The sequence below is a fragment of the Paenibacillus sp. JT22N7 genome (assembly GCF_059383875.1).
Genome location: NZ_JBXENY010000002.1, coordinates 164,073 through 177,056 on the forward strand (window position 1 = coordinate 164,073; position 12,984 = coordinate 177,056).

The following is a 12,984-nucleotide window of genomic DNA, read 5'->3' on the forward strand; positions in this document are numbered from 1 at the left end:
TTCGATATTGTTGGTGTCGTTACCACAATTTTCGACAAACTGGGGCGAAGTCCCTTTTTTACTCTTAAAATCCTGCGCCTTACAAGGGTCAGAATTGTTATAAATATTCGATGTACAGTAGAGTAGCTATTTCTGACTTTCTGGAATAATTAGACTAAGAGGGAGGAAGCGAAAATGGATGAGCTCATACTGGGGCTATTTCGCAGTAATGTTCGTGAGCTAGACGAATTAACTCAACGTAAATTGTTTATGACCTATAGAGAATTTGTATATCGATACATTTACCTTATGCTCCATGACCACGCATTTACAGAAGATGTCATACAGGAAGGCTTTATTAAGGCTATGGAGTTTGGCCCTAAAACAAAAGCGGATTCCAACATAAAGGCATGGCTCATGCAAGTTACACGCAGAACCGCCATAGATTTTATTAGAAAAAATAAAAAGTACCATCTGGTTTTTGACCTTGAGTCCGTTATTATTTATGAGAACAATGAGTTGTTGAATCCAACAAGCGAAATAGTTGAAAAAACACTACAGAACGAACTACTGCTTGAAGCTCTTAATGAACTTACACTTAATCAACGAATTATTTTAGTCATGCGTTATATAGAGTACATGTCTTATAAAGAAATTGCTAAGGAGTTAAACATTAATGAACATGCATTAGGTAAACGTTTAGAAAGAGCCAAAAAGTCATTAGCTAATCTGTTCAAAGGAAAATGGGGTGAGAACCATGAAGTCTAATAATCGAGTAGACAATAAAAATGATCTATTAGCATCCGCAATCAATGATATGCATTCTTCAATTGATATCCCAGATGGAGAAACAGCTTGGAGACGGATGCAGACCAGAATAATTCAGCAGCAAAAACGATCCCACCGTAAAAGAGTTTTTAAAATTGGAATTGCAATAGCAGGCTTCTCACTTATTCTTGGAACGTTTGTCACCTCTCCAAAGGAGAGCTATGCCTCTATGCAAAGTTTATTTGCAATGGTGAAAGATGCTAAACAAGGACTGGTTAATCTCCTATTTGGAGAAAATCGTCCAAAGAATACTGAAGGTGCTGAGACATTGCCCCCTCCTGATGCTTTAGGAGGCGAGTCTGGGCATGATAACCATTCAATTTCATCCACTTTGTCAGGAGAAAGCGTTCAGGCAAAGGAAACAACCCTTGAAACAGCTCGTAACAAATTAGATTACAAAATTCGTGCACCAGAGCATGTACCTAATAATTTATCTTTATTACTGAAAAGAAGCTTACTACTGATAGCACGGGGTGGAACAATTATTTAAATGAAGCATCTAGAACAATAAAAGAAGTTAGCATAAACGATCTTCTTGGGAAGCTAAGTGAAGAACAGGCACTGAAGATTGCGCGATCAATGAAATAGAAAGACGAGCATGATTCCAAAAGAAAAAAAGCGCTACAACCCGAAAAAATCGGCTTGAAGCGTTTTTTTAGTTCACTAAGAGACTAGACGTAAAATACTGCTAATTGCTCTTTGATTTTCATTTCACATAATCTCATTATTGTAAAATTTTATAAATTCATGTCAGATTTTATCATAATGATGCGTTTATATAGTAAGCAGCCAATAATGAAAACACAAAAGGACACGAGAGGAGCGCAAGAGACATTCTAGTCAATGCGTTTATTATTGACATGCTAAATTTCATACGAGGAGGATTCACAATGAAATTAGCTAAAAAATCCATTGTTGGTGTTATTGTTTCTGTTGCATGCTTGGCGTTCGCTGTAAATGCGTATGCAGGTACGAATACGTCTATCGTTCCGGCAACGGGTTATGGATCACTAACCGGTACATTGGAGTATGTATCTGGAAATGCGTATGCCATGTGGTATACCAATGTTGCTAACAATCCTGATAATGCATATCCGACCATTGTCGGCTCACAACAGAACATTAGCGGAACAACACTTCACACATTTTCACAGAACGGCGTAAGAGGTACTGGGGGGATCGGTCGAGGTGATGACTTATATCCAGGTGCATACGCTTTTTATGGGACGCATGGTGTACAGGGCGGTAATACGTATTCCGCTTATGCTGCTTACACCGTAACACATACTTAAAAGTGAATAATGCCTGCTTCATGGTGAAATTTTTATGACGTGGAGATAGAGCACAAAACAGAGATTAGTGCTTGACAGAGCGTCAAGCACTAATTTTGATATGGAGCCGGAAATCAAGAGGGGGATGACAATACGGTGAAAAAATTATTAGGATTCAAACGCATGGCGTTCCTAATCATGATGACACTTGCAATCTTCGCGGGGGGATGCTCCCTGAACAAAATTGAGGAACCTAATGATACTGTAGATGCAACCCAAAATCCATTTGAGAAAAATAAACCGCAAACCACCGTTCTTGGTAGTATCGGTCATGGTTTCATCAATCGTCAGCTTGATGTAAACGGAAGGGTTCTTCCTTTGGAATACAATGGCGGCGAATTGAAAATCGAATACTCTGTACGTGCTTCCGGTACAGCAAAAAATGTTGGATTTTTTATTTTTGTTGATGGAAAGGCTCAACCCTACAAATTGGACGAGAGTGACTCTCCGTATCAGTATATGCATCTCCTTGAATTGAAGGATGATGACAAAGAGACGCCGTTCACTTTTGTATTTACTCCGGTCACAGGAAAACAAGGGGATACTTTGCAACTCAGTATCGCTAGCCTATATAATCCAAGTTTTATACCTGACATGAAAACAACAAGCTCCTATGGAGGCTATCAAACGACTTTGGAGGCAGGCAGACCGCTAATTTTCAAGAAAGATGCAGAATCTGTTGATTTTGCTCCTTATGCACAACAAGGGGGGTTAAATCATGTTCAACTGTCAACGGAGCCAATGACACAAGAGCTATTGGATAAGCATAGTATTGTGGAAACCGTAGACATGGATAAATTGGACAAAAATGTGTATGGCGGTTTATATATAGATGGGGCAATGCGACAAGACCACTTTCAGATACAGAAAAGCGGAACGCTCCATGTGACCTTCAATCTATTTGGTCATCCCGGAATGAGATATCGTAACACGTTTTATATTAATCATCGAGCGTTGGCAGCCGAGGATGGTGTATCCTTTGAAACGGAGTTGACCAAGGGCAATATAGCGGTTATTGACGCCGATATAGAGCTAGAGAAACTAGAGGATTTCAGCACTTTTTATGTGGTCTCTGTTCCCATTAATGCAAATGATTTTCCTGATGATGTCGTTGTATTAATGAAGACCCCTTCTTTGCTACTATATAGGTGATGGGAGAAACATGTATGATGCGAATGAAGCTTTTGATTGTGACCATGATTTTCTCGTTGCTTATCGTAGGATGCACACAGGCAGAATTGAATCCTACACCTGTGAATGCTGCGGCTGAAGCTACTCCGTCTTTTCATGAGACGCCCCCTATAAATCCCACCGAATCATCTCCTCCATTGGAATTACTCTTGGAAGGGATACAGGGACATATCAGGAACGTCCATTATGCTGACGAAGACCATGTGTTGATATCGGCGAACAACCTATATCTGTATGACTTAGATACCGGTCGCATTACAGCGGAAACTTCGGATGAAGGAATTCAATCGATACGAAAGGTAGAGGATGGCTATGAAGCTATTCGAGTTGCTGCCGATTTCGGAAACAATAGCAGCGGGGGCGGTGGGGGAACATCGGGCGGCGGCATTACATACAGCGCTATCTTTTACGACCCCGATCTAGTTAAACAATCAGAATTCAATTTCAGTTCTCTATTAAAAGAGAATGAACGGATTGTTTCCCCTGAGTCCATCGCGTTCTCGGCAGATGGTAAACGAGTAGCCTTTGCTACGAATAACGGACTATATCTGTATGATTTCAATATGAGTCAACAAACAACGCTCATCGATTTAAAGCAAGCGGAGCTTACTGATCTTAAGGAGCGTTCAGGTGTTGTTGCATTTGAACAAATTGGATTTACGAATGGGGACAAGGACTTGGCCTTTACGGCGCAAAGCTTTGATGTTCCCCCTATCGACGGCAAACCTTCCTTTTCTACTTGCGGCACAGTTCATTTGGATGGTAGCAAATTGACAAACCAAAAATTTGAGTCTTATACATGCAGAGAGTTAATCGACTACAACGAGTTTGTATTTTTTGCTGAGGATCTAGATTTTACTATTCCTTCGGGAAAGCTGTTGGTTATGAATATGCCTAGCGGTAAAACGAGGTTTCTTTCCATGATCGAAGCAGGCGAAAGTCGATTTGTTTCGGGATCAGATAGGGGAAGCTATTTCGCGACAACGCTCGCAGATCAGAGCGATTGGAAAGTTCGGATATATGATGCGAATACAGGCAAGCTTGAAGATGAGCAACGAATCTCAAGCGATGGAGATATGCGTTATATGGCTCAAGATCCAATCGTTAAAATACTGGATGAGAGACGGGTTTATATCGTATTGGTAGGCGCAAAGAACCCTGAAATTCAAACAAAAGTTGTGATCGGCCAGTTTTAAGAGGAGTGAGCAGCCTGTGAAAGTAACATTTAAAGAGATTTCGAAACAATATAAAGGTAAATATGCACTACAGAATTTTTCCGCAGAGTTGGAAAATGGCGTTTATGGTCTATTGGGAACCAACGGCGCTGGGAAAACAACGCTAATTAATATTTTTGTTGGCATTCTGAAAAGTGATAAAGGGCAGGTGCTTATCAATGATGTGGACGCAAGAAAATTAGGTATCCAATTTTTATCCCATATTGGTTACTTGCCGCAGTTCCCACACTTCTATAAAAACTTTGAAGTGATGGACTTTTTGAAATATATGTGCGTATTGAAGGAGATTCCTCTGCATCAAGGGGAGAAACGAGCGAAGGACTTGCTGGAGATTGTCAATTTAAGCAGCGCAGCGAGTACAAAAATTGGCGCTTTGTCTGGAGGGATGCGCCAGAGAGTCGGAATTGCGCAAGCGATGTTGGGCGATCCAGATATTTTGATTTTGGATGAACCGACAGCGGGACTTGATCCTCAGGAACGAATTCGCTTCCGCAATCTCATTACCAAGTTCTCTGAGAATCGAATCGTTTTGCTTGCTACCCACATTGTTTCCGATATCGAGTTTATCGCAAACCAGGTTATTTTGCTCAAAGACGGACATCTGCTCAAACAGGATACGCCTCAAGCGCTTGTAGAAAGTTTGAAGGGAAAAGTATGGCATGTAGCGGCAACAGACAAAACTTTGGATGAGAAGATTCAGCGGCTTAGAATCAGCAATATGCTGCGGGAGCAGGATAATATCCTTCTGCGGGTTATAGATGATGAGAAACCCGATGTTCATGCAGTGAGCGTACAGGCCAATTTGGAGGATGTTTTTCTGTACTATATCGGAGATGGCGAACAATGGTGAGGCTGATTGGCTTTGAATGGCGTAAGCATTTTCTGAAGAGGTCCATGATTGCAGCAGTGCTGCTTTTTTCTATCCTGAATGTCGTCAAAATATACAGCGTGTACGAAGGAAGCTCATTGTTTACAAACCCGGGCTGGAAAGAGTTGTATTGGGAGAAGTACGCTGATTTCGGTGGAACGATTAAGAATGAGAAAATAGAGAAGCTTATGGATATTTATTGGCCGCTTGATCAACAGGTAGCCGAACGGACGACAAGTACAGAGTATCGTACTCCAGATACCTACTTGTCCAATGTCTACGAGGATTGGAACTTCTTTCGTTTCAACTATGTCCAACCGATGAAGTATGCATACGATTACAAAGCGTACGCCCAAGGTGTTGTTAGCGCGGCGAATGAAAATATAGCGTTTTATGAATCGTTGGGTAACACATACGAGAGTAGTAAGAATGCAGCTATTGCGGAGCTTTTTCAAGGACGTTCAATCACGAGTTTTGCCTACACAGAAATGTATCAATATTATATTGGGTATGATTTTTCAGGTTTACTAGTGTTGTTGATTTGCTTGTACGGATTAATGAGTGTTTTTCTGTATGATAAGGAAACAGAAATGGATATTTTGCTCCTTACGACTAAGGCAGGAGGAGGCGCGTCAATTAGGGCAAAGCTTATAGCCTCTGCCTTATTTGTATCTGGTGTTTCCTTGTGGTTTTGGTTAATAGATTTTGTTGCATTTTCTACGATATTCGACTCATGGGATGCAGCTTCTTCTCCTTTGTACATGCTTGAAGATTTTATCCACGCTGCACTAAACGTGAGTTTGGGGCAATACGCTATACTGTCAGCACTTGTAAAAACGGCGGGAATGCTTGTGTTTGCCTTGGCATTTTTGTTCATGTCGAATTTGTTCCGAAATGCACTTATTCCATTTATTATCGGTTTATCTGTTTCGTTTGTTTGTATTTACTTGGAGGAAGTTTATATGGGCTCGGGGCGTATTTGGATCAAAGTCATAAACCCATTTGTATTGTTGGTTAATCGAGAATTGTTTCGAAAAATAGAGTTTGTTTCTATGGCGGGCTTTTCCCTTCCAAGTTATATTGCTGCCTTATTGATAACGACTGCCTGGGGAGTACTGCTTCTTAGCGGCATTTTAATTGTTGTGAGGAAGAATGCTCTGAGGAAGGGGGGAGAGAAACGTGTCCATCTGGAAGTATGAAATGAAAAAAATGCTTTTCCAGCATAAGGGTTTTTTATTTATCGGTTTGTATTTCATCTTGAGTATTGCATCAATGGTGATTTTGGATAAGCCTGCTAACCCGGACGTTGAGATGAATCGTTCGCAGTATCAGTTCTACCTCGATCAGGTTCAGGGTCCCTACTCAGTAGAAACCGAGCATTTTTTTGCAAATGAAGCGGCCAAAATTTCGGATGCGAAGGTTGCCTTACAAAGAATAAGTGATAATTTCTATGATGGTGAGTTGGAAGAACAAGAGTTCCTTACCCATTCCGATTCACTGGCGAGTATTCTGAAGAACGAAAAAGGTTTTCAACTGGCTTACAATCAGTACGTCTATGTGCGTGAAATTCCAGACAATCGTTATTTTCTTTATACCAATGGCTGGGATGGATTACTCTCCAATGATAGTCTTGATATCCTGTTTGTGTTGTTGGTTTTGCTTCTAGTTACACCGATGTTTTGTTACGAGTTTGAAAGTAAGATGGATGCGCTCCTTCTTACCGTCAAAAAAGGATCAAGAACTCATGCGTTATGTAAAATCAGTCAGGTGCTCGTGATGGTTAGTCTTCTCTGTCTTCTGAGTGCCGGTTTACGATATGGCTTCTACGATTTCAAATATGGCTTAGATAATGGTCATTATCCCTTAGAAAGTTTGTCCTACTTTGGCACGTCGATCAAAGATGTTACATTGCTTCAATCCTTTTTATGGATTACGGCAGGTAAACTATTTGGAAGCCTATGTTTTACTATCTTGATTTTATTTGCTTCGGTTTGCTTTAAGAAATATGCTATTACATTGTTTTCATGCACGGCAGTAGTGCTGCTACCTTACTATGGACTGCAGTTGGAATCCACCAAATATTTCTTGCCAGGGCCACTGGGGTTCATGGTGTCAACTGGCTATTTTCGCGGGAACGAATTCAAGCTTAATTCGTGGGATGATCAGATGGATATGATTTTCCGAGAGGTTTCATTTACAGCATGGAGCATTGTTTTTGCCATTACAGTTAGTCTTAGCGTAGTCATGCTCTTTGTAATCCTGCGTAAGCGATCCAATGTGTGGATTGTAAAACAGCGAAAATATAGAGGGAAGAGACTGCTGCCTACGTTACTCATTCTTTGGATGGCGGTCTCCATGCTTGTTGGCTGTAGTTCTTCTAATGGTGCCATGGCAGGTGTTACTTATAACTACGCTTCTAAGCAGTCCTTTCAAAATAATAAGCATCGATTTTATATGGATCCAAAGGAAATTGAGCTTGGAAATAATCAAATTGTATTTGAGGATCAAACAAGCGGAGAAAAACGTAAACTTGTCCGTGATCCTCTGACCTCATTAACGCGAATAGCGGGAGCCATTTTTGGGGATGGCACGGATGTCTACTATATGAAATTTGATTATGAAAAATCAGGTCTTAGAGAAGGTGCCACTCGGTTTTCGGTCATCGGAGTGGATACAACGAGTTTTAATGAAAAAATTATTTTCGAAAAGAAGCTAAGTGCCGATAAGGGCACCGTGCTGGGGCTCGTGAAAGGGAATGCATATGTTGCAAGTTTTTACCTCACCGTGAGCGCCTTCTTTTTGGATGAATCTAGTCTTTACCTTATAGGGCAAACTGATGGACAAACCGAAATTCGGCAAATTAACCGACTAACAGGAGATATGCGTGTTCTTCTCCAAATTCCTGTATTAAGAAGCCTCGCATTTGACGGCCGGACAATCTATTATGTCGATGAGAAGTCCCAAATCATTAAGTATGATACCAAGACGGACACCATGACAACAATCACCGATCTAATTACGAGGGAGTTTATTTTGACGGAGAGTGAATTAATATACGTAAACCGCAAGGAGCAACAAAAACTATACGCTATGAATTTACATGACTCGACCATCCGTAAGCTAACGGATGTTCCCGTACTTAGTTTTCGATATGACAAACCGTATATTACCTATATCGGGAAGCTAGACATGAAAGAGTATCAGTTAAGTAATATGTGAAGTCGGCGTCGTTTTGATTGCCATAAACCTGATGTGAATATGATGTGAAAAGATATGGACGGGGACGTTGCCCCTGGACGATGCATGAGGAGTACATAATAAAATTATATCGGGATAATTGTGCTGAGCTTTTAATCAAATAACAAAGTGGAGAACTTCCTGTACAGGAGGTTCTTTTTTTCTACATTCTTCGACTCACTGATATACTATTTTGGTGGATATTGGTATGATTATTATAGAACTCGGATTTTATTGATAGCGGAGGACAAAGTGGAGAAAAAGTATGAATTTTTATATAAAATTAAAGATGTATTGAAAGATAGGGCGTTCGAAGGGGTTCCCCTAGGCAGTAAATTTGATGAATCTAGATTTGAAGATATTAGAATAATAGACGATACGGGGTATCCCATTTATTCATTTAATAATATGGAACTTGAAATTATAGATGATTTAATTTATAGAATCGGAATATGTTGTGATGAATCGGTACTTATTGATGATGTAGTGAAAATATTTGGAGATACTGAGTTTAAAACGTATGAGCAGTTTACATTTGTATCCTACATGTATGATTTTTGTGTGATAAATTTTAAATTTGTAGGGTTAGATGCACCTGCCATAGACATATCTATATGTTCAACTATGTTCATGGACTAATTTAGTTTTTATCTGAGAACCTCAAGAAATATAAGTTAGAAAATCCATGCTTAATGACTGATTTTAAACACACAGAGGTGTTCCATGAAGCAAGGTCTTTATGAACAGATCATTAATAACGGAACGTTGAGGCAGCTGGGGGCATTAGATCCGTCCGCCTATGATATTGGCAAGAAGCCGCTTGATCCGGAGGAAGCTCGGAAGCTGCTTTCCAATTATATCGCGACGGTCATTCGCAGAGCCTTAAAGCTGGTGCGTGAGAGCTCGAGCAGCGACGAGGAAGCGGTACTAGCGCAGGTTCGAGCGTGCAATGAGATGATAGCCTCGCTCAGAAATAGCCTCGATCATCAGGATTATGAGGAGCTGGAGCTGCACGAGCAAGGGGAAATCCTTACCTACGTGTATGCCAAGCTAAATTCTCATCGCGCAATCAAAAATGATAAGGTTGTGCGGCCAACGACGCCGCTATCCCAAAGCTCGCTTTTCACAGGTTCACATGCCGAGCCCAATATGTTAAACGAATTAAAGCAGGAAATTGTAACGGCGGACCGCATTGAATTTCTCGTTTCTTTTATCAAATGGAGTGGACTTCGTTGTCTCATGGAGCAGCTTGAGCAATTTACCGCACGAGGCGGGCGACTGCGAGTGATTACGACTACCTATATGGAAGCGACAGATTTCAAAGCGGTTATGGAGCTAAGCAAGCTGCCTAATACGGAAATCAAAATCTCCTATGATAGCAGTCGTACAAGATTGCATGCCAAAGCCTATGTTTTCAAAAGGGATACGGGGTTTACGACCGCTTATGTCGGTTCATCCAATCTTTCAAACCCAGCGCTTACAAGTGGATTAGAGTGGAATTTGAAGGTAACGGAGAAGGATTCCTACGACGTGTTGAAAAAAATCGAAGCGACCTTCGAGAGCTATTGGAACGATCGTGAGTTTACCAGCTATTCAGCTAACGAACCGGAGCATGAAGAACGGCTGAAGCAAGCACTTGGAAAACGGGATAAAAATGATCCGAATCAAGAAACGATGTATTTTGCTTTCAATATTATGCCTTACGATTATCAGAAGGAAATTCTCGAGAAGCTGGAAGCGGAGAGAACATTATACGGCAGGTGGAAAAATTTACTCGTCGCCGCTACAGGTGTAGGCAAAACGGTCATTTCTGCTTTTGACTACCGACGGTTTACTCAGCGGAATGCCCGAGCCAGGCTGTTATTCGTGGCCCATCGGGAGGAGATTTTGAAGCAAAGCCTGGACACATTTCGTTTTGTTTTGAAGGACTTGAACTTTGGTGAACTGCATGTAGGGAGTCATCAGGCAGGGTCTATTGATCACCTTTTTATAAGTATTCAGAGCTTTAATACGCTTAAGTTAACGGAGCATACAACAGCAGACTACTACGATTTTATTATTGTGGATGAGTTTCACCATGCGGCGGCGCCAACCTATCAGAAGCTTTTGGCTCATTACCGACCGAGCATCTTACTGGGCTTAACGGCAACGCCTGAACGGATGGATGGCAAGGACGTGCTTCATTACTTCGACGATACGATTGCTGCGGAAATTCGTCTGACGGATGCGATTGATCGAAAATTGCTTAGTCCCTTTCAATATTTTGGGGTGAGCGATCATGTGGATCTGTCTCAAGTGAAATGGTCAAGACGTGGCTACGACCTGCAGGAGCTAGAAAACCTATATACGAACAACAAAATTCGAGCCACACAAATCATTAACAGCTTGAAAAAATATGTGACCGATGTAGACGCTGTGTTGGGTCTTGGGTTTTGTGTAGGCGTCAACCATGCGCTATATATGGCTAAAGTCTTTAATGAAGCGGGTATTCCAGCGCAAGCGTTGCATGGTGGTTCAAGTGAACAAGACCGAAATCAAGTCAAGCATAAGCTTGTTAATGGCGAGCTGAAAATGATTTTTGTCGTAGACCTATATAATGAGGGTGTCGATATACCAGAAGTGAATACGGTTTTGTTCCTGCGTCCAACGGAAAGTCTGACGGTGTTTTTGCAGCAATTAGGCAGGGGCCTCCGCTTGGCGGAAGGGAAGGAATGCTTGACGGTTCTTGATTTTATTGGCCAATCGCATAAGGACTACAATTTTCAAGATAAGTTTCGAGCGATTTTGGGAAAAACGAAGCATTCTGTCCAGCATTATGTCGAGCATGGGTTTTCGAGTCTGCCGAAGGGCAGCTTTATTCAGCTAGAGAAGCTGGCCAAAACCTTTATTCTACAAAATTTGAAGCAGGCAACGATAAATAGACGAAGCCTGATTTATAAGCTGAAATATTTTGAAGGGGACACAGGACTTGAGCTGAGCCTTGAGAATTTTGTCCATTACCATGGGATGACCTTGCAGGAGCTTTATGGCGGGAGAACAGGAAAACGTTCCTTTCGAGGCTTGATGGTGGAAGCAGAGGTTCTAGATGCGTTTGAAATGGAGCAGGAGGATTATTTAGTCAAACGATTGCCTGCCTTGCTAAGCCTTAACTCACGTAGGTTATTAAAATTCCTCATTGCTTACCTATCCGGTGAAAAAATCGTGGCTACAGACGAAGAGCAGCTTATGCTGAATCTTTTCTACTACACGTTCTACTCATCTGAGCCGAACAAACAAGGCTTTACAAGTATGGAGCAGGGTATTCAATTCATTATTTCCTGCCCAGCCTTCCGGGAAGAAATCATTGATATTTTATCCTATAATGAGAAGCATATAAACTTTGTTGACGAGTCCAATGCTTTTCCATACGCGTGTCCATTGGATTTGCATTGCAGGTATTCGACCAATCAAATATTAGCCGCTTTTGGGGTTTGGAACGAAGATAAGGCGCCAAGCTTCCGTGAAGGCGTGAAGTATTTGGAGGACAAGAGCACGGATATTTTCTTTATTACGCTCAATAAATCAGATAAGGATTTCTCGCCGTCCACCCTGTACGAAGACTATGCGATCAACGAGCGATTGTTCCATTGGCAGACACAGAGCCGCATCTCGGAGGAGACGAAAACCGCTCAAAGATATATTCATCATAAGCAGCTTGGCCATCGCATTGCCTTATTCGTTCGGGAATACAAGGAAGAGCATAACTTTACGTCGCCGTTTATGTTTCTAGGGGAAGTGGAGTATGTTAGACATGAAGGAAATAAGCCGATGAGCTTTGTATGGCGTTTGAAGAAGGAAATGCCTCCTGCCTTAGTACCAGCAGCGAATAAAGCGATTGTTTAGGAGGAGGGGATTGGAATGCTCGAGGTGGCAGCGGCAATTATAAGCAATGAACAGAATCAGCTCTTAATCGCTCGGCGCAAAAAAGGAAAATCGCAGGAAGGTCTATGGGAGTTTCCTGGCGGGAAAATCGAGCAGGGAGAATCGGCGCAGTCCTGTCTCCACAGAGAGCTGCTGGAAGAGATGCAAATTGAAATTCTTCCTCAGGAATGGTTTGGTGTGAATGATCATTTTTATGGAGCTACTCATATCCGGTTAGTCGCATATAAAGCTTCATACGTAAGCGGTGAAATTATTTTAGTCGATCATGATGATTATCGTTGGGTGTGTCGTGAGGAGCTGAAAAGCTATAGCTTCGCGCCAGCCGATATTAAGTTTGTTGAGATGCTGGAGCAAGGGATGAATGGAATGGCTTAATGTTGATTCTTGAACAAAA

Annotated in this window: 11 protein-coding genes; all 11 read left to right on the forward strand. The window is 41.5% G+C overall.

All coding sequences use genetic code 11. The features are described from left to right. The first annotated feature begins 174 nt into the window (after positions 1–174). Positions 175–747, forward strand: a complete 573-nt coding sequence (locus tag AC50Y5_RS05430; protein WP_494859006.1) for an RNA polymerase sigma factor — start codon at positions 175–177, stop codon at positions 745–747. Then, a complete protein-coding gene (locus AC50Y5_RS05435; RefSeq protein WP_494859008.1) occupies positions 737–1,297 on the forward strand; it encodes a hypothetical protein in 561 nt (186 codons plus the stop codon). The genes AC50Y5_RS05430 and AC50Y5_RS05435 overlap by 11 nt, the downstream gene beginning before the upstream one ends. A 400-nt stretch (positions 1,298–1,697) precedes the next feature. Continuing rightward, a complete protein-coding gene (locus tag AC50Y5_RS05440) occupies positions 1,698–2,099 on the forward strand; it encodes a hypothetical protein (RefSeq protein WP_494859010.1) in 402 nt (133 codons plus the stop codon). Positions 2,100–2,234: 135 nt separating this feature from the next. Then, entirely contained in the window at positions 2,235–3,290 is a 1,056-nt protein-coding gene (locus AC50Y5_RS05445) for a beta-glucanase/beta-glucan synthetase (protein WP_494859012.1), read from the forward strand. A 14-nt stretch (positions 3,291–3,304) separates the two neighbouring features. After that, the gene (locus AC50Y5_RS05450; RefSeq protein WP_494859013.1) at positions 3,305–4,525 is read left to right on the forward strand and encodes a transcriptional regulator; all 1,221 of its coding nucleotides are present in this window, start codon (positions 3,305–3,307) and stop codon (positions 4,523–4,525) included. A gap of 16 nt (positions 4,526–4,541) precedes the next feature. Continuing rightward, entirely contained in the window at positions 4,542–5,414 is an 873-nt protein-coding gene (locus tag AC50Y5_RS05455; RefSeq protein ID WP_056034453.1) for an ABC transporter ATP-binding protein, read from the forward strand. After that, positions 5,408–6,631, forward strand: a complete 1,224-nt coding sequence (locus AC50Y5_RS05460; protein WP_494859015.1) for an ABC transporter permease — start codon at positions 5,408–5,410, stop codon at positions 6,629–6,631. Before AC50Y5_RS05455 ends, AC50Y5_RS05460 begins: the two co-directional genes overlap by 7 nt. Further along, positions 6,612–8,651 (forward strand): DUF5050 domain-containing protein, encoded by a 2,040-nt coding sequence (locus AC50Y5_RS05465; protein WP_494859017.1) that lies wholly within the window; start codon positions 6,612–6,614, stop codon positions 8,649–8,651. Before AC50Y5_RS05460 ends, AC50Y5_RS05465 begins: the two co-directional genes overlap by 20 nt. A gap of 270 nt (positions 8,652–8,921) precedes the next feature. Beyond that, on the forward strand, positions 8,922–9,308 hold the full coding sequence (locus tag AC50Y5_RS05470; RefSeq protein ID WP_056034461.1) for a hypothetical protein: 387 nt from the start codon (positions 8,922–8,924) through the stop codon (positions 9,306–9,308). An 84-nt stretch (positions 9,309–9,392) separates the two neighbouring features. Further along, entirely contained in the window at positions 9,393–12,551 is a 3,159-nt protein-coding gene (locus tag AC50Y5_RS05475) for a DEAD/DEAH box helicase (protein ID WP_494859019.1), read from the forward strand. Between the two features lie 15 nt (positions 12,552–12,566). Beyond that, a complete protein-coding gene (mutT, locus tag AC50Y5_RS05480; protein WP_494859021.1) occupies positions 12,567–12,965 on the forward strand; it encodes an 8-oxo-dGTP diphosphatase MutT in 399 nt (132 codons plus the stop codon). The last annotated feature ends 19 nt before the right edge of the window (positions 12,966–12,984 follow it).